22 protein-coding genes are annotated in these 21237 nt (G+C 73.9%); 9 read left to right on the top strand and 13 right to left on the bottom strand.

What is annotated here, in order from left to right; genetic code table 11:
• Positions 1 to 72 precede the first annotated feature (72 nt).
• A complete protein-coding gene (locus ACWEPX_RS21395) occupies positions 73 to 1446 on the top strand; it encodes a GmrSD restriction endonuclease domain-containing protein (protein ID WP_451898968.1) in 1374 nt (457 codons plus the stop codon).
• A 4-nt stretch (positions 1447 to 1450) separates the two neighbouring features.
• Here the strand turns inward: ACWEPX_RS21395 and ACWEPX_RS21390 are convergent, their stop codons facing one another.
• The 3 genes from ACWEPX_RS21390 to ACWEPX_RS21380 form a co-directional block, all read right to left on the bottom strand.
• The gene (locus tag ACWEPX_RS21390; protein ID WP_451898967.1) at positions 1451 to 1918 is read right to left on the bottom strand and encodes a very short patch repair endonuclease; all 468 of its coding nucleotides are present in this window, start codon (positions 1916 to 1918) and stop codon (positions 1451 to 1453) included.
• Positions 1919 to 1993: 75 nt separating this feature from the next.
• The gene (locus tag ACWEPX_RS21385) at positions 1994 to 3625 is read right to left on the bottom strand and encodes a hypothetical protein (RefSeq protein WP_451898966.1); all 1632 of its coding nucleotides are present in this window, start codon (positions 3623 to 3625) and stop codon (positions 1994 to 1996) included.
• 21 nt (positions 3626 to 3646) lie between these two features.
• Positions 3647 to 4399, bottom strand: a complete 753-nt coding sequence (locus ACWEPX_RS21380; RefSeq protein ID WP_451898965.1) for a hypothetical protein — start codon at positions 4397 to 4399, stop codon at positions 3647 to 3649.
• Between the two features lie 249 nt (positions 4400 to 4648).
• On the opposite strand from ACWEPX_RS21380, the gene ACWEPX_RS21375 reads away from it, so the two are divergent.
• The 3 genes from ACWEPX_RS21375 to ACWEPX_RS21365 all read left to right on the top strand — a co-directional run bounded on the left by ACWEPX_RS21375 (position 4649) and on the right by ACWEPX_RS21365 (position 6185).
• Positions 4649 to 5164 carry a GNAT family N-acetyltransferase gene (locus tag ACWEPX_RS21375; protein ID WP_451898964.1) on the top strand — a complete coding sequence of 172 codons (516 nt, stop codon included), beginning with the start codon at positions 4649 to 4651 and terminating at the stop codon, positions 5162 to 5164.
• A gap of 172 nt (positions 5165 to 5336) precedes the next feature.
• Positions 5337 to 5567, top strand: a complete 231-nt coding sequence (locus ACWEPX_RS21370; protein WP_451898963.1) for a PLDc N-terminal domain-containing protein — start codon at positions 5337 to 5339, stop codon at positions 5565 to 5567.
• Positions 5568 to 6185, top strand: a complete 618-nt coding sequence (locus ACWEPX_RS21365; protein WP_451898962.1) for a class I SAM-dependent DNA methyltransferase — start codon at positions 5568 to 5570, stop codon at positions 6183 to 6185.
• Position 6186: 1 nt separating this feature from the next.
• Here ACWEPX_RS21365 and ACWEPX_RS21360 read toward each other — a convergent pair whose 3' ends face one another.
• Entirely contained in the window at positions 6187 to 6588 is a 402-nt protein-coding gene (locus ACWEPX_RS21360; protein WP_451898961.1) for a protein NO VEIN domain-containing protein, read from the bottom strand.
• Positions 6589 to 7011: 423 nt separating this feature from the next.
• On the opposite strand from ACWEPX_RS21360, the gene ACWEPX_RS21355 reads away from it, so the two are divergent.
• Genes ACWEPX_RS21355 through ACWEPX_RS21340 form a run of 4 tightly spaced genes read left to right on the top strand, consistent with a single transcriptional unit; the run spans position 7012 to position 9918 of the window.
• Positions 7012 to 7323 carry a CU044_2847 family protein gene (locus ACWEPX_RS21355; RefSeq protein WP_451898960.1) on the top strand — a complete coding sequence of 104 codons (312 nt, stop codon included), beginning with the start codon at positions 7012 to 7014 and terminating at the stop codon, positions 7321 to 7323.
• Positions 7320 to 8033, top strand: coding sequence for a trypsin-like peptidase domain-containing protein (locus ACWEPX_RS21350; RefSeq protein WP_451898959.1), 714 nt, complete (start codon positions 7320 to 7322; stop codon positions 8031 to 8033). The genes ACWEPX_RS21355 and ACWEPX_RS21350 overlap by 4 nt, the downstream gene beginning before the upstream one ends.
• The gene (locus ACWEPX_RS21345) at positions 8030 to 9535 is read left to right on the top strand and encodes a transcriptional repressor (RefSeq protein ID WP_451898958.1); all 1506 of its coding nucleotides are present in this window, start codon (positions 8030 to 8032) and stop codon (positions 9533 to 9535) included. The genes ACWEPX_RS21350 and ACWEPX_RS21345 overlap by 4 nt, the downstream gene beginning before the upstream one ends.
• A gap of 44 nt (positions 9536 to 9579) precedes the next feature.
• Positions 9580 to 9918 carry a hypothetical protein gene (locus tag ACWEPX_RS21340; protein WP_451898957.1) on the top strand — a complete coding sequence of 113 codons (339 nt, stop codon included), beginning with the start codon at positions 9580 to 9582 and terminating at the stop codon, positions 9916 to 9918.
• On the opposite strand, the gene ACWEPX_RS21335 is transcribed toward ACWEPX_RS21340, so the two are convergent.
• The 5 genes from ACWEPX_RS21335 to ACWEPX_RS21315 all read right to left on the bottom strand — a co-directional run bounded on the left by ACWEPX_RS21335 (position 9900) and on the right by ACWEPX_RS21315 (position 18311).
• A complete protein-coding gene (locus ACWEPX_RS21335) occupies positions 9900 to 12752 on the bottom strand; it encodes a WD40 repeat domain-containing protein (protein WP_451898956.1) in 2853 nt (950 codons plus the stop codon). The two genes, ACWEPX_RS21340 and ACWEPX_RS21335, sit on opposite strands and share 19 nt — an antisense overlap.
• 304 nt (positions 12753 to 13056) lie before the next feature.
• Entirely contained in the window at positions 13057 to 13377 is a 321-nt protein-coding gene (locus ACWEPX_RS21330) for a hypothetical protein (RefSeq protein WP_451898955.1), read from the bottom strand.
• Complete coding sequence (locus ACWEPX_RS21325; protein ID WP_451898954.1) at positions 13374 to 14957, bottom strand: hypothetical protein; 1584 nt, start codon at positions 14955 to 14957, stop codon at positions 13374 to 13376. Before ACWEPX_RS21325 ends, ACWEPX_RS21330 begins: the two co-directional genes overlap by 4 nt.
• A 104-nt stretch (positions 14958 to 15061) precedes the next feature.
• Positions 15062 to 17203 carry a tetratricopeptide repeat protein gene (locus tag ACWEPX_RS21320; protein ID WP_451898953.1) on the bottom strand — a complete coding sequence of 714 codons (2142 nt, stop codon included), beginning with the start codon at positions 17201 to 17203 and terminating at the stop codon, positions 15062 to 15064.
• Between the two features lie 133 nt (positions 17204 to 17336).
• Positions 17337 to 18311 (bottom strand): SDR family NAD(P)-dependent oxidoreductase, encoded by a 975-nt coding sequence (locus ACWEPX_RS21315; RefSeq protein WP_451898952.1) that lies wholly within the window; start codon positions 18309 to 18311, stop codon positions 17337 to 17339.
• 74 nt (positions 18312 to 18385) lie between these two features.
• On the opposite strand from ACWEPX_RS21315, the gene ACWEPX_RS21310 reads away from it, so the two are divergent.
• A complete protein-coding gene (locus ACWEPX_RS21310; RefSeq protein ID WP_451898951.1) occupies positions 18386 to 19000 on the top strand; it encodes a TetR/AcrR family transcriptional regulator in 615 nt (204 codons plus the stop codon).
• Here the strand turns inward: ACWEPX_RS21310 and ACWEPX_RS21305 are convergent.
• The 4 genes from ACWEPX_RS21305 to ACWEPX_RS21290 form a co-directional block, all read right to left on the bottom strand.
• A complete protein-coding gene (locus tag ACWEPX_RS21305) occupies positions 18951 to 19730 on the bottom strand; it encodes a cytochrome c oxidase assembly protein (protein ID WP_451898950.1) in 780 nt (259 codons plus the stop codon). The two genes, ACWEPX_RS21310 and ACWEPX_RS21305, sit on opposite strands and share 50 nt — an antisense overlap.
• A 23-nt stretch (positions 19731 to 19753) precedes the next feature.
• Entirely contained in the window at positions 19754 to 19921 is a 168-nt protein-coding gene (locus tag ACWEPX_RS21300) for a hypothetical protein (RefSeq protein WP_451898949.1), read from the bottom strand.
• A gap of 363 nt (positions 19922 to 20284) precedes the next feature.
• Positions 20285 to 20686, bottom strand: coding sequence for a DUF2243 domain-containing protein (locus tag ACWEPX_RS21295; RefSeq protein WP_451898948.1), 402 nt, complete (start codon positions 20684 to 20686; stop codon positions 20285 to 20287).
• 72 nt (positions 20687 to 20758) lie between these two features.
• On the bottom strand, positions 20759 to 21235 hold the full coding sequence (locus tag ACWEPX_RS21290; RefSeq protein ID WP_451898947.1) for a DUF6292 family protein: 477 nt from the start codon (positions 21233 to 21235) through the stop codon (positions 20759 to 20761).
• Positions 21236 to 21237: the final 2 nt, after the last annotated feature.

Below are 21237 nucleotides of genomic sequence, written 5' to 3'. Positions count from 1 at the left end.
CGGCGGAGAACTCCCAGGAGATCTTCGAAACCCCTCAACGCCCGCGGCACGCCGCTGACCGCGGCCGACCTGGTGCGCAACTTCGTCTTCCAGCAGTTGGCGGCCGAAGGGGCCGACACGAAGGCCGCCTACCAGCGGGACTGGCCGTTCGAGGCGAAGTTCTGGACCAAGCAGGTCAGCGCGGGACGCTACTCGCTCAGCCGCAGCTCCCTGTTCCTCAACCAGTGGTTGATGTCGCGCTTGGGCGAGGAGATCGGCCCGCAGTCCACTTTCGCCCGCTTCAAGTCCTACGTGGCCCAGCGCGGCGGGAAGGTCGCGGACCTGCTGCCGGTGCTCAAGCGGCAGGCCGACCTGTACGAGGCGTGGACCGAGGCGGCGGCTCGGCCCAGCGGCGACCTCGGTGTGGTCGAGATGGCGGTCTACCGGATGCAGGCGAGCGGGGTCGAACTCCTCAAGCCGCTGCTGATCTGGCTGCACGAGCCGGGCCGGGACCTGTCGCCCGCGGTCGTCGACCGGATCGTCACCGCGGCGGAGAGCTGGGTGGTGCGCCGCCAACTGCTCCGGCTCACCAGCTCCAACCTCGGCCGCACCGTCGCCGACATCATCAAGGCGCACTCGGCGACCCCGGCGGCCGACCTCGCCGGCCACATCATCGCCCACCTGGCGCGCTTGGACGTCACCAGCACGTACTGGCCGGGCGACGACGAGATCCGCACGGCCCTGGCCACCGAGGCCGCCTACCGCCGCTTCCCCCGGGTCCGCCTGCGCACGTACCTGGAGGCGATCGAGAACGCCTACCGCGCGGAAACCGGTCAGCCCCAAGTGGAGCGGGCGGGCTTCCCGATCGAGCACATCCTGCCGCAGAAGTGGTCCGACCACTGGCCCGCCGAGGACGAGCAGGAGCGGCAGGCCCGAGTCCACCGCCTGGGCAACCTGACCCTGCTCACCCACTCCCTCAACGCCAAGCTCTCGAACGCGCGGTGGGAGGACAAGCGCAAAGCCCTCCTCCACCACAACACCCTCAACCTCACCGGCCGCATCGTGGACGAACCCGAGTGGACCGAATCCCAGATCGATCGGCGCACGGCCGCCATGATCGACGCCCTGCTGCGGATCTGGCCGGTCCCCGCGGGCCACCAGGGCCACGTGGTCGACCCGCAGGCGAAGGCCCAGGACTGGGTCCAGCTCAAGCACCTGATGTCGGCAGGCCTGCTGGCGCCGGGCACCAAGCTCCACGCCACCCACCGCGACCACACCCACGTCGAGGCGACCATCACCCCCGAAGCCCACATCACCTTCCACGGCAAGCGCTTCGACACCCCGTCCGGCGCCGCCCGCCACCTCCGCCAGAGCCCCACCAACGGCTGGTACTTCTGGTCCCTCCCCGACGGCCGCCGCCTCAAGGACATCCGAGCGGAGTTCGCCAAACTGACCCCGGGCCCTTGACCGCTCACCTCCCACCCGGCGGCCGAGCAGCCCTCCGTCCGGCGAGGACCAGCCCCTTGATCTGCTCGGCCGCGCGCTCGGGGTCCACGTGCTCCCAGACGCGGACCACGACCCACCCCGCGGCGGCCAGCATCTGGTCGGTGTCGCGGTCCCGGCGGACGACGCCGCGGAGCTTGCGGCGCCACCAGGCGGTGTTGCTCTTCGGCAGGTGCGCGTGATCGGGGCAGGAGTGCCAGAAGCACCCGTCGACGAACACCGCGATTCGCGGGCCGCGGAGCAGGATGTCGACGCGCCTGCGCCGGTCGCCGCCCGGCACGGCCCGGTCCACCACGAACCGCAGCCCGACCCGGTGCAGGGCGCGGCGCAGCGCCAGCTCCGGCCCGGTGCCGGTCCTGCGGGTCCGCCGCATCACCCGGGCCGTCGCCTGCGATGACGCGAGCGGCGTCGGGCCGGGGTCGAAGTACTGGTACACGGAGCAAGGATGGCGGTGGGGCCCGACAAGAGCGGACCCCATGGCTGGTACTCCGCATCGGGGGCAGGCGGGCTGCTACTGCGGATTGCCGTCTGGGTGGTCGGCTAGGGATTTGCGGTACTCCGCTAGGTCGATCTCGTACTGGAGGCGCTTCTGCTCGTACTCCGCCCACGCCGTCGTGTCTTGTTGGCCGCCGGGGCTGCCGGGTGGGGTGCCGTAGGAGCCGACGGGGCGGTAGGTGGTGGTGGCGTTGGGGAGGGGGGTTGGGGTCGGGGTGAAGGTGTCGACGTAGAAGCTGCGTTGGCTGATGTCGTTGCGGAGGTGGCGGCCGGATGCGCTGAGGTCGTCGGCATCGATGTCGACTTCGAGGTCGGTCTGGGTGGTCATCGCGGACATGAACTGGCGGAAGGCGGCGCCGGTGTTCACCTGGGCGCGGATGAAGCAGGCGCGGAGGTGGCTGACCGTCTGGATGCCGAGCTTCTTGGCCACGTGGGTGAGGCCGGGCAGGGTGTTGGACTCCCAGACGAAGCCGGGGGTCTGGGTGAAGGCGACGTCGTAGTCGCACTGGACGAGGAGGTTGAGGGTCAGCCAGCAGACGTAGCACGGGACCTTGGTGCCGCTGATGGTCGCGCCGGTCGTCCAGCCCGCCGTCACCAGGGTCATCGCCAAGGCCTGCTCGGCGTGCCAGCCGGTCTTGGTCGGGGTCTCCACGAGGATGACCGCGTACTTGTGCTGCGGGGCGGCGACGTAGGCCGCGGCGGCGTCCGGGGTGAACGGGCCGAGCATCTGGAGCTGGTTGCGGGCCTGGTGCTGGAGCACGTTGAGGATCGACTGGATGCCCTTGCGGGAGCCGTGGTCGACGTGGTGGCCGGTCTCGTACTCGGCCAGCATGTTCGCGCCGTCGGTCTGCTGCGGGGTCAGCGGGTCGGTGCTGGCCGGGTCGAGGGCGAGGGCCTGGCCCGCGGCGCCGATCCGGTACGGGCGGGCCTTCTCCGGCAGGGCGTTGACGGGCTGGATGTCGCGCGCCGCCTCCTCCAGGAACGCCTTGAGCACCTCGCCGCGGAACTCCCGGATCTTCTCCTGGGCGTTGGCCGCCACGAACACCCGGTCGTTGACGAGCATGGACTGGTACTCCATGTCGCTGACGCGGCTCATGAAGATGTGGGCGAGGTGGCCGAGCAGCTGCAGGGCCTGCTCGCCCACCTTGAACCCCGGGTTGACGGCGAACACCTCGCCGTCGCGGTCGCTGACCCCGCCCTTGCGGTTGCCGAACGGGTGCTCCAGCCCCCGCCCGCCCTCGCGCAGGAAGCTGCGGAACTCGTCCTGCACGTTCTCGCCCTCGCCCTTGTGCGTCAGCTGGGAGACCCCGGTCTGCGCGGTGTCGCTCGTGCTCTCTTGCTCGATCCGACGCCGCTTGGACCGCTGCAGGGCCTCGTGCATCCCCTGGGCGATCTTCCGGTTGGTCTCGCCGGTCCGGTCCAGCGGGGCGGTGCGGGACGGCACGTCGGTGTCGTAGCGGTCGAAGTTGGCCACGAGCGTCGTCGCCCGCTGCTGGAGCACCGCCAGCACGGAGGGGTGGACCGGCTGGTCGAGCTTGGGCACCGCGCTGCGCCGGTGGGAGACCGGTGGCTGCGGCGCCTCGGGCTCCTCGCGCTTGCGCTTCATCCCGCCCCCGGCGGGGTTCGGGGCGTCTGGCTGCAGGCTCACGCTCGCCTCCTCACGGACCGGTCAGTCGGTCGGCAGCTCGGCGGCCACCGCCCGCTGCAAGGCGTCGATGATCTCCTCGTTGGACATCTCCTCCGGCGAGATGCCCAGCGCCCGCACGTCCGCGATCGCGGCGGCGATGGCCTCGTCGAGCGCGGTGTCGAGGTCCAACGGCTGCTGGACCCGCTTGGGCGCCATGTCCGGCGTCCACCCGGCGCTGTCGGTGGGCCGCTGCGCTCCGGTGTGGACGTACTTCCACACCGCGTCGACGGTGTCGTAGCCGTGCCACCAGCCGGGGTGGTCGTCGCCGGGGACCGGCTCGACTTCGACGTACCGCGGTGGGTGGGCGGGGTCGCGGTGCTCGGTCTCCGGTCCGGTGTGGGCGAGCGGTTCTGGGTCGGACTCCGGTTCGGCGTGGGTGCGCGGCGGTTCCGGGTGATCGGTTCCCGGTTCGGCGTGGGTGGCCGCGGCTGCCGCGTGCTCCCAGCCGTCGACCAGGTGCTCCAGCAGGGTGACAAGGGCTTGCGGGTCTGCGTCGGTGCTGATGACCTGCCAGAACTCGCTGTCCTCCGCCGGGTCGAGCCAGCCGCCGTCGGCGCTGGTGAAGACCAGCTCCAGCGTCCGGTCGTCCGCGTCCAGCCAGGCGAAGTCGGGGGCGGCCGGGAAGAACGCGCCCAGCCGCCCCACCAGCGGGCGGTGCCTGCCGTCGTCGGCCTCCGCCGCGGCCCGGATCAGGACCTTGGCCCGCTGGACCAGCTCGTCGGTCGGTCTCGTCATGGTCACCGCCCCGGATCGCGTCGTCCCACGCTAGGAGCGGGGCGATCCGGCGGCAGCACCCGAGGAGGCAGCGCAACGCGCGTCGGCGGCTGCCCCTTCGGGCGGCTGTGCTAGGGTCACCGCAACTGACTGGGAGGTGAGTTGATGTCTGACGCAGCGACCGTTGCCGCGTGCAACGTCTACCGGACCATCCTCACGCCCAGGATCCCGGCCTGAGACCGGGGTCCCCTGAATCCAAGGGTTCCTCAGTTGTCCAACACCATCTGGACCACCCGTCCGGAAACGCCCGAAGACATCCCCGCGATCCGCGAGATCACCCTCGCCGCCTTCCCCACCCCGCTGGAGGCGGGGATCGTCGACGCCCTGCGCGCCGACGCGGCGGCGTGGATCGACGGGCTGTCCATGCTCGCCACCGACCCCGACGGCACGCCGGTCGGGTACGCCCTGCTGACCCGGTGCCACATCGATGACGCGCCCGCCCTCGCCCTCGCCCCCTGCGCCGTGCTGCCCGCGGCCCAGCGCGGCGGCGCGGGCTCGGCCGCCATCCGGGCCGCGCTCGCCGCGGCCCGCGACCTCGGCGAACACGCCGTGGTCGTGCTGGGCCACCCCGAGTACTACCCGAGGTTCGGCTTCACCCCGGCCTCCGGGTTCGGCATCCATGCACCGTTCGAGGTGCCGGATGAGGCCATGATGGCGATGACCCTGGACGACTCGCGCCCGCTTCCCGCGGGCACGATCCGCTACCCGGCCGCCTTCGGCGTCTGATCCCCTGGTGCAGGCCCCGCCCCCGGGCGGGGCCTGCACCCCGGGTCGGGCCTCACCCGGGCGGGGAGATCGAGTTGCCCGTGGGGGTGGACGTGGGTTGTAGTGCTGGTCGGGCATCCTCCGGGCACCCCCTGGTGCGATCATCGGTGCCGTCCGGATGGGAAGGTGGGGCATGAGCACGTCGGTGCGGGCGCGTCGGAAGTCGTGGCGGTCGCTCAGCGGTAGGCAGCGCGGCGTCGTGGTCGCCTTGGGGGCGGTTCAGGTCGCGCTGGCGGCGGCGGCGTGGGCGGATCTGGCGCGGCGGCCCGCGGCGCAGGTGCGGGGCAGCAAGCGCTGGTGGGCGTGGGGCATCGCGGTGAACTTCGTCGGGCCGATCGCGTACCTGCGGTGGGGGCGTCGCTAGGTGACCGAGCTGAGCGACACCCGCGCCGCCTACGACGGCGTCGCCTCCCTCTACGCCGAGCTGTTCAGCGACATCCTCGCGTCCCTGCCGCTGGAGCGCGCCCTGCTGGCGGCGTTCGCCGACCTCGTGACCGGCCCGGTCGCCGACGTCGGCTGCGGCCCCGGCCACCTGACCGCCCACCTGCACTCCCTCGGCGTGGACGCCTTCGGCATCGACCTGTCCCCCGCGATGATCGCCACCGCCCGCGAAGCCCACCCCCACCTGCGCTTCACCGAAGGCTCCCTGACCGCCATCGACGTCCCCGACGGCGCCCTCGGCGGCATCCTGGCCTCCTACTCCACCATCCACACCCACCCCGACGACCTCCCCGCGGCCTTCACCGAGTTCGCCCGGGCCCTCACCCCAGGCGGCCACCTCCTCCTCGGCTTCTTCGCCACCGACGACCCGCTGCCGCAGGCGTTCGACCACAAGGTCACCCGCGCCTACCGCTGGTCCCCCGACACCCTCGCGGCCCTGCTGACCCAGGCGGGCCTCACCGAGGTCGCCCGCCTGCGCCGCGAACCCCTGGAGGGCGAGCGCTTCCACCAAGCGCACCTGCTGTTCCGCAAGCGGTCCTGAGCTAGAGCTCCCCGCCGGGTGGGAGGTCGTACCGGTACCGGGTCAGCGCGAGCCGGTTCGCTTCCGGCCGCCAGTCGCGCCAGATGCGCATGGACCCGCCTGCCGCCTGGGGCTTCCCGTCCTCGCCCTCGGTTATGGCGATCTGGTCGACCACCACCAGATCCGTCGGGTGGTGGTTGTGGGCGTGGGTCACCTCGTTCACGGTGAGCTCGACCGCCCCGACGGCCAGCACGCTCCCCTTCACCTCGACGTGGCGCTCCCGCCCGAGTCCCAGGACGAGCAGGTCGTACGGCTTGCCGAGCTCGCATGAACGGGAGTAGATCGGCGACTCCACCGACCCCTTGAGATCGTCGTGCACCGCCCGCACGACCGAGCCCAGCTCGGCGAGCCGGGCGGAGTCCACGGGGTTTGGCCAGCTTGTGGAAGCCGTCGCACGGCATGCGCCACCCCTTCCCGGTGGTGGGGACGCCGCGGGCGCGCCAGGAGTAGGACTCCTCCTCCGCCAGCGGGCCGGTCACGACCGACCAGCCGACGAGGGCGGGCTTGCCGCGCAGCGACTTGTGCCAGTGGAGCACCACATCGCCCGGCCTGGTCTCCGTCACCAGGGTGTACGACCACGTCTCGCCGCCGGTGCCGGTGCGCTGGGGTGCGTTCAGGTCGGCGCCGACGTCCGGGCGGTCGGTGATCTCCATCCAGTTGCGCTCCGCGGGACGACCTGCCCACCAGTCATTTATTCGCATGACTGCATCTTTGCCGATCCCGCGGCGCGCCCATCCCGTTGGCTCGACCCCGTAACGCCGGTCGGTGGGGAGCGACACTTGCGGGTATGGGCGATCATCTGCAGGTGCGGGTGGAGACCGTCGAGGTGGATGCCGCTGGGGGGCGGCAGATCGCGGCTCGGGGGCGGGCTTCGGAGTTGTTGGCGGATCGGCGGGGGGAGGTGCAGGACGGGATCCGGGCGGCGGTGGCGATGGTGCGGGACGCGATGGCCGAGGAGCGGGCCGATGGGGACGGGTGGCGGGTGTCGAGCATCGAGGCGACCTTCGGGATCTCGTTGGCCGCGGAGGCGGGGGTGATCTTGACCAAGGCGTCCGCCGAGGCGTCGTTCGAGGTGACGCTGACCATCGAACGCGGGTGAGCTACTGGGTCGGCCTGCGGCGGGACGGGCTGCGGGTGGGGGCGGGGTTCCTGGTGACCCGGCGCCACGTCGTCACCGCGGCGCACTGCGCGGGCGGGGGCGGCGACCTGGTGGCCGAGTTCGACGACGGCTTCGCGGTGGCCGCCGCGGTCGCCGAGGTGGTCAAGGGGGCGGATCTGGCCCTGCTGCGCCTCGACGGGCTCGCGCCGACCCGGCCTGCCCGGCTGGGGCGGGCCGCCGCTGGCGACCAGTGGCGGGCACCCGCCCGGCCGATGAGCACGGACCCGCGGCTGTCCGGGCAGGTCGTGGAGCCCGCCCTGCAGTACGAGTGCGTCGCGGGCGAGCAGCTCGAAGTGCTCCAGCTGCGCTGCGACGTGGAGCTCGGGACGTACCGCGGGTACTCGGGCGGGCCGGTCGAGTCGCGGTCCGCGGTGGTCGGGCTCCTGCTGGAGCAGTACCCGGACCGCCAGGACCCCGAGCGCTTCGCCGGGGTGCTGTTCGCCGCGACCACCGCCGAGATCTTCCGCCGGTTCGAGTGCCTGCGCGGGCCGAGCCCCACCGAGGACGTGCTCGCCGACGCGGGCGACGTGCTGCGCCAGGGCCGAGACTGGTTGGAGCAGGGGCTGATCAGCCCATCGGCGTTGGAGGTACTGCAAGTCCGCGTCGCCCGCAGCGTGGTCGACCAGACGATCGGCCGGAGCGCGCCATGAGCGAACGACCCACCCTCGCCCGCGCCGCGCACCTGCGCTCGCGCGGCATGCTCGACCAAGCCGCCGACGTGCTGCGCCGGATGATCGACGCGCGCGTGGACCTGCCCGCGGCGCGCATCGCCTTGGCGGTCGTGCTGGCGGACCGCGGCGACGAGGCCGCCGCGGAGTCGCTGCTCGATGCGGTGTTCCCCCGCACGGGACCGGACGACCCGGTGCGCGCGGCCGTTGCCGCGCTGCGCCAAGGGAAAGCGGAGCTCGCCGCCCGGCACATCGCCGAGGCCGAAGCCCGCCGCTGGGGTGATCCAGCCGGGCTGGCCGCCGCCCGCGCCGCGTTGGGCCAGCTCACCGGCGACCGGTTCCGCTGGGCCGCGATCCTGGACCGGCAGCGGGAGGTGGTGCGCCACCCGCAGGTCTCGGCCGAGCTGGCCGCGATCGACGCGGCGACCACCCGGCTGTCCGCCGAGTTCGGCCTCGCCGCCACCGCAGGCGACCGGGTGGCGATGGCGCGGCTGCTGGAGTCGCTGGAGATCACCGCCCAGCGCGCGGCCGCCATCCTGGGCGCATCGCACCCGACGGCCTACGCCAGCGCGGCCGCGCTCGCGTCCGCGGAGTTCCGCGCCCACCCCCGCTCCGACGCGAACCTGCGCAGGCTGGCCCTGCTCACCACCCTCGACCTGGGCCGGGACCACCCCCAGGCGGTGACCGCCCACCTCAACGCGGCGGTGGCGGGCTTCGAGGTGGCCCGCGCCGAGCGCCGGGACCTCGCCGAAGCGCTGGGCGAGCTGCGCAGCAGCGCGCGGGCCGCCGAGGACGTCCTCGGCCCCGACCACCCGACCACGGTCATCGCCTGGTCCAACGCGGCGTCGGCGGAGTTCGACGCCGCCCGGATCGGCGGTGATCCGCGCAAGCTGGCCGAGGTGCTCGACACGCTCACCACGACCGCCGGTCGGGTGGTCGCCGCGTTCGGCCGCGACCACCCAACCGCGCGCGTCCTCGACCGGGAGATCGCGCTGTGCCGGGATCAGGCCGGAGCGGGCGCGGGGACTTTGCTGACGCGCACCATCACCAGCACCGGCTTCGGCGATGACTACGTGTCCGTGGACCAAGCCGACCAGCTGATCAACCGGCGGCCGGCAACCCGGCTCCGGCAAGCCATCATCAACCACCTCGACCACTTCCGCACGGTCCAAGACCTCTACGACGAGTTGCGGAGCCAGGGCGAGGAGACGGGACTGACCACGGTCTACCGGACCGTGCGGGCGCTGGCCGACGACGGCGCGGTCGAGGTGAGGCACGCCCCCAGCGGGGAAACCCTGTACCGGCGTCCCGCGGCCATCCACCACCTGGTGTGCCGCTCGTGCGGTCGCACGGTCGAGGTCGCGGGTCCTGCGGTGGAGCAGTGGGCGAGCCGGGTCGCTGCGGAGCACGGCTTCACCGACATCAGCCCGAGCGTCGAGCTGTTCGGCCTGTGCGACAACTGCGGAGGAAACCCGTGGGACTAGGCGAGTCGGCACCGCGGCCGACCCCCTGCGGCTACCGTCGGCCCATGAGGGCTGGAGGTTCCCCGCGGGTGCGCGTCGGCCTCGCCGTCTTCGTCCTCGCCGCGCCGGTGCTGGCGGTCGCGCCGCCCGCCGCCGCACCCGCGCCGCCGCGCCTCGTCGCCGTCGAGCGCGGGTCGACGGGCCTGGACGAGCGCACCGCCCGCGCCTGGCACTGCGCCCGCGCGCTCGACCGGCCCGGCGGCGAGCAGGTCGCCAAGCAGGCGTGCGGCACCGGCAGCACCCGGGTCGGGTTCGGCCGCACCAAGGTCTACCTGCCGCGCTACGCCCTGTGCCGCCACCAGGACAGCAACATCTACCTCTGCGATCAGCAGGGCGGGACGTAGGGCAGGTCGGCGAAGTGCTCGGCCCACTGGTCGGGGGTCAGCGGGGCGTGCGCGCAGGCGGCCGCCGCGGCCAGCTCCGGGTCCAGCGGCCATCGCCGCAGCCGCACCGGCGACGCGCCCCGGTACTCCAGCCCGCTCGCGCTCTTGCTGTCGTGGGCGAAGACGAACGCGCCGACCGCGCCTGTGCCTGCGAGCGAGGCGATGCGGCGCGGCGCGGCGGGCTCGGTGATGTCCCAGAACGCGACCGCGCCGTGGCTGCTGCCGACCACCAGGGTGCGCCCGTCGGGGCTCACCGCCGTGTCGTTGACGATGCCTGGGACGTCGACGCGGGCCAGCTCCCGCGGCGGGCCCGCGGTGTCCCAGATGGTGACCGTGCCGTTCTCCCCGCCGAGCACCAGCCGCCGCCCGTCCGGCAGGAACGACAGGCTGGTGATCGCGTCCTCGTCGCCGGGGTCCAGCACGGCGGGCTGCCCCGGCCGGTCGAGGCGGGCGGCGTCCCAGACCAGCACCGAGCCGCCGACCAGCCTGCCGTCCTGCCAGCTCACGTCGGCCTGGGCGAGCAGGCCGCTGCGGTCGCTGTAGGCCACGTCCCAGTCCCCGCCCGGCAGGCGCGCGGCCTGGCGCGGCGAGCGCGGGTCGGACACGTCCCAGAGCCGGATCACCGCGCCCGGCCGCCATTCCCCGCCCGAGCGCTCGACGTCGACGGTCACCAGCACCCGCCCGCCGGGGCTCAGCGAGCAGATCAGCCCGCGCACCGGCAGCTGCCCGAGCTCGACGGGGCGCACGGGGTCGGCGATGTCCCACAGCCGCACGGCGGCGTCGCCGTCCTGGGTCACGGCGGTGCGGCCGTCGGCGGTGAAGTCGGCGCCGGAGGCCCCGCGCAGCGTGCCGAGGTTGCGGTCGGCGCGGAGCTGGGCGGTGTCGGTCACGGTGTTCTGCACGAGGACCATGCCGGGCACGGGTGTGGGCAGGGCGGCGCCGATCAGCTGCTCGGCGCCCGCGGCGTCGGTGGTGGCGACCAGGCTGGCGAAGGCGGCAGGCGACGGGTCGAGCCGGTAGGCCGCCAGGCTCAGCTGCGCGGCGCGGCCGGGATCGCTGCGGCTCAGCTCCACGGCGTCGCCTGCGACCTTGAGCGAGAGCGCGACGTCGCGCCGCCGCTGGGCCGTCCCGACCGCGGTCACCGCCAGCGCGGTGGCGACGACCGCGGCGACCAGCAGCACCGCCAGCACGCCGACGAGGTTGTGCAGCAGGCGGGTGCGCCTGCGCAGGGCCAGCCGCTCGCGCTCCTCCGCCGCGCCGCAGGCGACGAGGAAGGCGTGCTCGCGGCTGTTGGGCCGACCGCCGCCTGCGACCCACTCCCGGGCGACGGCCAGCCGCGCCCCGCGGTAGAGCGCGCCGGGGTCGCGGTCGTGCTGCACCCAGATCCGGGTGGCCTCGGCCAGCTCGCGGTGCACCCGCTGGCCGTCGCGGTCGGCGGCCAGCCAGCCGCCCAGCCGCGGCCAGGCCCGGATCAGCGCCTCGTGGCTGATCTCGATGCCGTCGTGGGCGCGCACCAGCAACCGCGCCTCGGTGAGGCGGTCGAGCACGACGGCGGTGCTCGGGTCGTCGTCGAGCTCGTCGGCGGGGACGCGGCGCTTGGTGTCCTCGGTGCGGTCGCCCAGCGCGACCAGGCGGCGGAACAGGTCCTTGGCGATGAGCCTGCCGCGGGCGTCGAGGGCGCGGAAGGCGGTCTCGGCGGTCTTGGCCAGCGCGCCGTCGATGCCGCCGCTGGCGGCGTAGGCGGTGGCGGTGAGGGTGGAACCCCTGCGCCTGCGCCAGGTCTCCAGCAGCGCGTGCGACAGCAGCGGCAGCGCGCCGGGGCGGCCGTGCGCCTGGGCGACCAGCGTGGTCAGCAGGGCGCTCTCGACGGTCAGCCCGGCCTGCGCCGCGGGCCCGGTGATGGCCCGGCGCAGCTCCTCCGCGGTCATCGGGCCGACCAGGACTTGGGCGTTGCGCAGGGCCGCGGCCAGCTCGGGGTGGGTGCCGCAGTGGGCGTAGAAGTCGGCGCGGACGCCGATCACCACCCGGCAGCGGTCGCCGTCGGCGGCGGCGAGCAGGGCGGTGATCGCCCGCGCCCGCTCCTGCGCGTCCTGGCAGAGGGTGAACATCTCCTCGAACTGGTCGACCACTAGCAGCAGCTCGGCGCCCTCGGGCAGCGCGGCGACCGCCTGCCGCAGCAGGCAGCGCAGCGCGGCGGGGTCGGCGGCCAGCTCGGCGCGGACCGCGCCCGCCGTGGCGCCGAGCAGCGCGGCCACGTGCACCGCGCACTCCTCCAGCGGGTGCGCGCCGGGCGTGAGGATCAGGGCGGGTCCGCGCTGCGCCCACCGCGCCAACAACCCGGCGCGCAGCGCGGACGACTTGCCCGCCCCCGACGCGCCGAACACGCCGAGGAACCGGTGCCCGCCCACCTGCTCGACCAGCTCGTCGACCAGCCGCTCGCGGCCGAAGAACCGGCCCGCGTCGGCCTGGCCGTAGGTGGCCAGGCCGACATAGGGGCCGCCGTCGGCCGGGGAGGGCGCGGCGGCGTCGTCGAGCTCGTCGGCCAGCGCCCGCCAACGCCGTCCCCACTCCTCGACGTCGCCGCCGCACACCCGGGCGTAGGCCAGGGTGACCTCCAGCGTCGGCAGCCGCTTGCCGCCCGCCGCCTCGGCCAGGGTCGACGCCGCGAAGTGCGCGTCGACCGCCATCCGCCGGTAGGGCGGGCAACCGGCTCGCCGCCGGAGCTGCCGCAGGTCTGCGGCGAAATCCACCAGCGGCGAGCCGTCCCGGTCCAGCGGGCGCTCGGGTCGAGGCACCGGTGATTCCCCCTCTCGTTGCCCAGGGTGGCCGTGTCCATCCCCCCACCACCCCGCTTCGGTGCGGAACAACCCGATCGCACCAAGGGGAATCCGCTGGACGGGTAGCGCGGGTCGCCGGGCTGCGGCCCCTGCCGGTCGACCCGCCCCAGGCCCGGGTCCACCACCGCAGGGCATCCCTTCCGAACCGCGCTGCCGAGCGGCGTCCCGTTCCGCCCTGGCCCCACAGGTCTACCGCGGTCACCGTTGTTCGCGCCCGACCTGAGCAGCCCGAACAACACGCGCCGGACAACGCGGGAGGCGGTCAGGTCCGGGCGGCGGTGACGAGGTTCCGCGCCGCCGCCGTCACCGGTTCGACCGCTGCGGCCAGCTCGGCGAGGGCGGCGCCGAGGCCGCTGAGGATGGTCGGGTCGGGCGCGGGGGCGGTGGCCTTGGCGAGGAGTTCGGCGGCCACAGCGCGGGCGGGCTCGGACAGCTCGCCGCGGTGGTCGTCGACAGCGGTGCGCAGGGCGGCGACGAGCGCGGGGAGATCCCCGCCCGCCACGGCCCGGGCGCGGGTGCCGACCGCCGCCGCGCCGATGGCGACCGAGCCGCCGAAGACCTGGAACCCGCGGTTGCCGTTCATCTGGCCGCCTTCGCCTGGGTGTGCTGGGTGGCGCGGGCCTGGTCGCCGACGGCGAGGGCGCCGACGTTGCTGACGCCGCCGGTCTGGATGACGCCGGAGTTGAGGATCGTGGTCTGCCTGCTGCGCAGGTCGGAGGTGTCGACGCCGTGGTGGTCGAGGAACTCGATGGCCGCGTCGAGCACCAGCCGCTCCACCAGTTTGAACGAGCGCTCGGCGTCGAGGAACTGGAACTCGGTGTGGAAGGACGCCGCGGCGGCGGCCTCGCGCGGGGAATAGCCCGCGCCGTAGTGGAAGTGCGGGTCGGCGATGGCGGCCTTGACCTGCTTGCGGTCGGTCCGGCGCACCGAGCGGCGGGTGGGCCCCGGGATCGGGGTGAACGGCGCGGCGACCAGCTGCAGCGGGCTCGACACCACATCGCCCAGCCAGACCGAGGCCCGCTCCAGGAACCCCGGCTCGCTCTCGGCCAGCAGCAGGTCGGCGCCGACCGGGTGCAGCAGCGTCCGCTCGCACTCGAAGTACAGCAGCTCCGCGTGGGCGGTGAAGCGCAGGAACGTGCTGGCGACCACCAGCCCGGCCGACGACGCCGCGTGCACGCACAGGTAGGTGCGCACCGGGCCGGGCAGCTCCGACCGCCACCGCTGCACATCCTCCGCGGAGGCCGTCTGCACCGGCGGGGCGGCCCGGTCGGGCAGCAGGGCGGGGTTGCCGATCAGCGTGCCGCCGTCGGCGAACACCCGGTCCGCCAGGACCAGCCCGACGAGCGGCACGCCGTGGGTCAGCGGGCTGCCGCGGTCGGCGGCGTCGGCCAGCCGCGCTGAGACGTAGGCGGTCAGCTCCGCGCCGGAGAAGCGGCTCAGCGGGGCGGGCGAGCCGGACAGGGTGTCCTCGGCGGAGCGCACCGCCAGAGCGAAGGACCAGCCGTCGACCGGCTTGCCGCAGCCGACGAAGGGCCGGTCGAGGAAGATGGTCACGTTGCCCTTCTGGGCGTCGGCCAAGGCGTGCAGGCGCGGGTGCGCCCACTCGGGCGCGGGCAGCGGGAAGCCGTGGCCGTCGCGGAAGCGGCCGCGTTCGAGGTGCGCGGCCCGCGACTCCAGTTCCCCGCGCCGCAGCCGCACCACGACCGCCCCCGCGACGAGGCCGATCAGCCCGACGGGGTGGACGAGGGTCAGCCCGACGGTGAACACCAGGACCCCGACGAGCCAGTTGCGGTAGCGCCGCTTGATGCGCAGCACGGTCAGGCAGTGCAGGGCGACCAGGACGGTGTCCACCCCGGGCGAATGCGCCGCCGCGGTCAGCCGCCCGGTGAATAGCAGCGCCGTCGTGGTCTTGGCGAAGCGGGCGCTGTGGTACACCCCGCGGCACAGCAGCCGGGTGATCTCGGTGTCGGCCGGGGTGCCCGGCCACGCCGGGTCGGCCGACACCGACCCGATCCCGCGCGGCCACACCTGCTCGCGGTCGCGCCGGGCCCGCGCGACGAGCAGCGTGACGGCCATCAGGAGCAGCGCCAGGACGAGCCCGCCGCCGCCGTCTTCGAAGAAGTCCTCAAGGGCGTCGAACAGGTCGTCGAAGATGTCGTCCACAATCGGCTCCCATCGGCCAATGCGACCTCAGCCGCTGTCATCTTCGCGTGCTGGCTGGTCTTGCGCGCGGGCCGGAAGCAGGTTGGAAACCCCGGTGTGCCGGTTCAGCCCGAGCGTGCGAGGTCGTCCAGGGCCCGCTGCACGCGGTCGGCGTCGTCGGGCCGGTGCTTGTCGCGGTAGAGGCGCAGGGCCTGCTGCCAGGCTTGCCGCGCCTGCTCGGGCTGGCCGATGGCGGCGTGGATCTCGCCGATGCGGTCGAGGGTGTCGGCTTGGAAGTAGGTGGCCTTGTGCGCGCGGAAGACGGCGAGGGCCGCGGTGCAGTGGGCGAGCGCGTCGTGCGGCCTGCCGGTGCGCTGGGCCAGGTAGCCGAGGCTGGCCAGGGTGTTGGCCTCGCCCACCCGGTAGTCGTGCCTGCGGCACAGGTCGAGCGCGGCCTGGCAGTGGGTGCGGGCGAGGTGGAAGTCGCCCAGGCGGGTGGAGAACCAGCCGACGGCGTTGAGCATGGCGGCTTCGCGCACCGGCTGGCCGAGGGCGCGGTAGAGCCGCAGCGCGCTGATGGCGTGTTCGAGGGCCTTGCGGTCGTCGCGCCGTCCCCACGCCCAGGTGAGGATGCGGTGGGCGTGGGCTCGGGACATCGGGTCGTCGGCTTCCTCGGCGACGCGCAGGGCTTGGTCGAGCTGGTCGAGGGCGGCGTCGTGCTCGCCGAGGTTGAGGTGGCAGTCGCCGAGGAGGCGATGGGCCAGGGAGAGCACCGCGGGGTCGCCGCACTCCCGGGCCGCGGCCAGGCCCAGCCGCCAGGTGGTGCGCCACTGGTGCAGGTGGGCCCAGCGGTAGTGGAAGGTGTCCAGCGACCAGGCCAGCTGGCAGACCAGCTTGTGCCAGCCCAGCGCGGCGGCCAGGTGCAGGGCGGCCAGCAGGCAGGCGTGCTCGGCCTCCAGCCAGGCGGCCGCCGGGGCGTGGTGGCGCAGCGGGAGCGGGTGGCAGTCGGGTGGGCGGGGGTCGATGCGGATCTGGTGGCGGTGCGGGTTCAGCAGGCGGTCGGCCTGGTGGGCGGTGTGCAGCAGGAAGTCCAGCAGGCGGCGCAGGGCGGCGTGCCTGCTCCCCTCGGTCAGGTGCAGGTGGCCTTGCTCGCCCGCGTAGAGGCGCAGCAGGTCGTGGAAGCGGTAGCGGCCGAACACCGGCTGGCTCACCAGGTGCGCGGTCTCCAGCTCCCGCAGCAGCGCCCGGGTCTCGGCCACCGGCAGCCCGGCCAGCGCGGCCGCGGCGGGCAGGCTGATGTCCGGGCCGGGCGCGAGCCCCAGCAGGGCCAGCAGCGTGGCGGCCCGGTCGGGCAGGGCCTCGACCGACCAGGAGAAGACCGCGCGCAGGTTCAGCGGGATCTCCCCCGCGTTCAGCCCGTCGAGCCGGGTCTTCTGGTCCCGCAGCTCCTCGGCCAGCGCCGCCAGCGGGAACTCCGGGTGGGTGAGCGCGCGGGCGGCGACGATGCTCAGCGCCAGCGGCAGCCCCGCGCAGCACCCCAGCAGCTCCGCCACGGCCTCCGGTTCCGCGGCCACCCGCTCGGCGCCGAGGTGGTCGACCAGCAGTTGCCGCGCTTCCTCCGCCGAGAGCACGTTCAGATCGATGGACCTGGCCCCGTGCACGGTGACCAGCCCGACGAGGTGCCTGCGGCTGGTCACCAGCACCGTGCACGACCGGCTCCCCGGCAGCAGCGGCACCACCTGGGCGGTGTCGCGGGCGTTGTCGAGCACGATCAGCATCCGCCGGTCCGCCACGAGGCTCCGGTAGAGACCGACCTGGGCGTCGAGGTCCACCGGCAGCTTCGTCGGGTCCTCCCCCAGCGCGTGCAGGAACCCGCGCATCGCCTCCGCCGCCGACATCGGCTCCCCCGACGGCGAGAACCCCCGCAGGTCCACGAACAACTGCCCATCCGGGAACCGCGCCGCCTGCTCGTGCGCCCACCGCACCGACAGCCACGTCTTCCCGATCCCGCCCGCACCGCCGATGGCCGAGATCACCACCGTCGCCCCCGACTCCGCGGCCTCCTCCAGCAGCGCGGTCAGCACCGCCAGCTCCGCCGCGCGTCCGGCGAACCACCGCGGCGGCAACGGGAGCTGGCGGGGGACGACCGCATTCGCCGCGCCGCCGAGGTGGATTCCGCCGTGCACGGCGCCGGCCTGGATGACCGGGCCCGCGGTCGTCACCGCCAGCTCGTTGCTGGTCGTCTCACCTGCCCCCGAACCCGTCATGCCCGCTCCCCGAGTCCATGGCCCCTGGCGCGCGAGTGATCACTATAACCTGGTTGGGAAAGAGGAATAAGCTACGACAATCAGCCACATCCCGCGGTGGTGACACCGTTTCCGGCTATTCCCGGAAATGGCGTCATCCGGCGTCGAGCTGGGCGTTGATCATGGATTCGAGCGCGGCGCGGCCGGGTGCGCCCAGGGCGTCCCCGAGCGCGGCGTGCAGGTGGTCGAAGGGGTCGGCGGCGGGCAGCTCCGCCAGCCGCTCGGCGAGTTCGGGGACTGTCCACAGTGCTCCGTCCTTGGTGATCCCCGGTCCGGCGGACCAGCCGCGGTTGAGGGTGATGGTCCCGCCGCGCACGGACAGCACCTGGCCGGTCAGCGGGCAGCCGGGGCTGACCAGGTAGGTCACCAGCGGGGCGACGACGGCGGGGTCTTTCGGGTCCAGTTCCCCTTCCGGCGCGGCCCGGTCCATGCCGGGCACGGGTGCGGTCAGGCGGGTGCGGACCATCGACGGGCTGACGCAGTTGACCCGCACGCCGAACCGGCGCAGCTCCAGCGCGTGGACGGTGGTCATGGCGGCGACCGCGGCGTTGGCGGCGGCGTAGTTCGACTGGCCCGGCAAGGGGTTGAGGGTGCCGGAGCCGGAGGCGGTGTTGACGATGGCGCGGTCGACACCCGCTCCCCCGGACCGCCAGTGCCGCGCCGCCCAGTGGCTGACGGCGAAGGTCCCCTTCAGCTTGACCGCCACCACGGCGTCGAACTCGGCTTCGCTGAGGTGCTCCAGCCCCTTGTTGACCTCGATGGCCGCGTTGTTGACCACCGCGTGCAGGTCGCCGAACTCGGCGACGGCGCGGTCGACCATGCGCCGGGCGTCGGCCCAGTCGGCGACGCTGCCGGTGTCGGCGACCGCCCGGCCGCCCCGCGCGCGGATCTCCTCGACCACCGCGGCGGCCACCCCCGTGTCGCCGCCGCGCCCGTCGACCGCCACACCGGGGTCGTTGACCACCACGTTCGCGCCTGCCGCCGCCAGGTGCAGCGCCTCGGCGCGCCCGATCCCCCGGCCTGCGCCGGTCACCAGCACGGTGCGCCCGCTCATCACGTGTCCGCTCATGCAGGCGAGATTACTACACCGAGTGCATCAATGCATTTGGTGTACTTATTCTCGCGGTGCACTAGGCTGGGCTGGTGACGGACGAGGCCGGACGCCGGGAGCGCAAGAAGCAGTTGACGCGGCGGTCCCTGGTGGAAGCCGCCGTGCGCCTGTTCGCCGAGCGGGGCTACGAGCAGACCAGCGTCGCCGACATCGCCGAGGCGGCCGACGTCAGCAAGCGCACCTTCTTCCTGCACTTCGCCACGAAGGAGGACGTCCTGCTCGCCGACGCCACCACGCGCGTCGACCTCGCCGTGCGGGCCATCGAGGAACGCGCGCCCGACGCCCCGTTGCGCGCGGCCCTGGCCGAGGCGGTGCGCAGGATGGTCACCGACGCCGCCGTCGGCGACCTGCCCAACGGCCTCGCCGCGCTCCGCGCCCGCCTGGTGGTCACCACGCCCGCCGTGCAGGCCCGCGTGCTGCACACCACGTTCACCGCCCAGACCCGCATCGCCGACGCCCTGCGGGCGGCGTATCCCGCCACTATGGACGCGATCACCGCCGCGACCGTCGTCGGCGCGGTCATGGGCGCGGTCAGCGCCGCGGCCGTGGCGAGCATCCAGCAGGGCGACCCGCCGGAGCGGACCCGCGCCGCGATGCTCACCGCCGCCGACACCGCGCTGCGCTGCGTCGAACCGGAGGCGGGCTGACCACAGTGGACTGTCGGTGCGCGCGGGCGCCGGACCGGTACCACTGGACCGCGAGGACGGCGGCGAGGGCGAGCTCCACCAGGTCTCCGCCGTAGTACATGAGTTGGGCGCCCGCCTGGAGGTCCGCGACCGGGTAGGTGGTGCCGGGCGGGGGCTCGGCGTAGAGGGACTTGGCGAGGACGGCGTGGGCGGCGCCTGCGGTCAGGAGGGTCAGGCCGCGCCAGGCGAGGCTCCAGCGGTGGCGCAGCGGGTCGAGCTGGCAGACGGCGAAGGTGAACAGCAGACCGGCCAGCAGGACGTGGACCTGCACCAGGGGGTGGTGGAGCGCGGCGGCGAGCGGGGTGCGGTAGAGCAACCACAGGCCGCCGACGTCCAGCAGCGCGGCCACGGGCGGGAAGAGCAGCCACCGGACCACCGACCAGCCCCCCGCACGCACGAACGCCCGACGAAGGCGACCCGGCGGCAGGGCGCGCAGGAGGAGCGTGAGGGGACGGCCCAGGACCAGCAGCAGCGGCGCAGCCATCGCCACGAGGAGGTGCTGGGCCATGTGACCGGTGAACGGCCCACCCGGCAGCGGCCCCATCCCCGCCCACACCAGCGCCGCACCCCCGCCAACGAACGAGACGTCCCGCGACACCGGCCACCCATGCCCCCGCCCCCGCACCCAACCCGCAGCGATGAGGTACACACCCACCACGACCACGGCCACCACCACCGCGATGGAGGCCACGTGCGGATGGTGAACGCCAGACATCAGCGACCTGCCCGCACGACCAGGAAACCGCCGAGCGCCAGCAGAGGCACACCCACAACCACGACCACCACCACAACGGAAGCCACCAGCAGGTGGCAGGCGCCGGACATCAGCGGCCCACCCCGCACGGCCAAGAACCCGCAGAGAGGCAGCAGAAGCACACCCACGGCGACCACCACCGCGACGAAGGCCCCTGCGGGTGGCGCTTACCGGACATCAGCGTTCCGCCCGCACGGCCAAGGAGCCTCCGAGCGCCAGCAGGAGCGCTGGCCCCCGCCCACTACCGCGACGGAAGCCACCTGCCGGTGGCGGGCACCGGGCATCAGCGGCGTGCGCGCACGGCCAAGAGGCGCGGAAAGCCAGCAGGAGCACACCCACGGCCACAGCACGACGGAGGCCGCTGGCAGGTGGCAGGCACGGGACGTCAGCGGCCTGCACGCGCGGCCAGGAAACCGCCGAGCGCCAGCAGAAGCGCCAGCCCCCGGCCCCTACCGCGACGGAAGCCACCTGCCGGTGGCGGGCACCGGGCATCAGCGGCTTGCGCGCACGGCCAGGAAACCGCCGAGGGTGAGTAGGAGCAGTCCAGTGCCGTTCCATGCCAAGTCGTAGGGCAGGAGGTCGACGTTGTAGCGGATTTGGTGGATGCGTAGGAGTTTGTGGTCCACGATGCCGTCGAACAGCTGGAAGGCGCCCAGGCCCAGGAACAGGCCCGCCCAGGCGTGGGCCGGTGAGAGGGTTCGGCGGCGGAGCAGGTCGGCGAGCAGGGTGAAGCCTGCGACCAAGCCGACGAGTTCGGCGGTGTGCAGCAGGCCGTCGGAGAGCAGGCCCACGGTTGGCGTCGCGCGGTCGTAGAAGTGGTGCCAGGCCAGGAGCTGGTGGAAGACGATCTCGTCGATCGCGGCCATCCCGGCGGCCCCCAGCAGGGCGCACACCCACAGCGAGCGCCCCGGACGGGTCCGGTGGGGCGAAGACCCGGCCGGGGGCGCGCCGCTGGTGGGCACCCGTCAGGCCAGTCGGGGCAGGGGGACCAGTTCGGTGACCGAGTACGGGGCCAGGCGCACCCGCAGGTCGTCCGGTGCTCGGCGGGGCGTCACCAGGCGCGGCGGGTGTGTGCGGCCTGCGAGCAGGCTGTTCGCCCAGCGGGCGACCCGGTTCGGCGCGGGGACGACCTCGCCGCCCAGCCAGCCCTGCACGATCAGGTCCTCGCCGCTGTGCGTCTCGACCGCGGCGGCCCACCCGCGTTCGCCGTCCCACAGCAGCGCCGCGTCCCGGTCCGGGAAGCCCGGCAGCCGCCCGTCGAGCGCCAGGTAGGCGCCCAGCGGCTCGGACTGCACGTAGGAGCTCTCGCCGGTCAGGCCGAGCCGCTCGGTCACCGCTCGGATGTAGCCGTGCAACCCGCGCACCAGTGCGTCGTCGAAGTCCAACTCCACGATTTCGCCGTCCTCTTCACCCCAGGGGCTCAGCGCCTCTGCTCGACGCACCT

Source organism: Actinokineospora sp. NPDC004072 (assembly GCF_053604195.1).
Note: the sequence above shows the minus strand (reverse complement) of the source record. Positions and strands in the feature narration are given on the sequence as shown.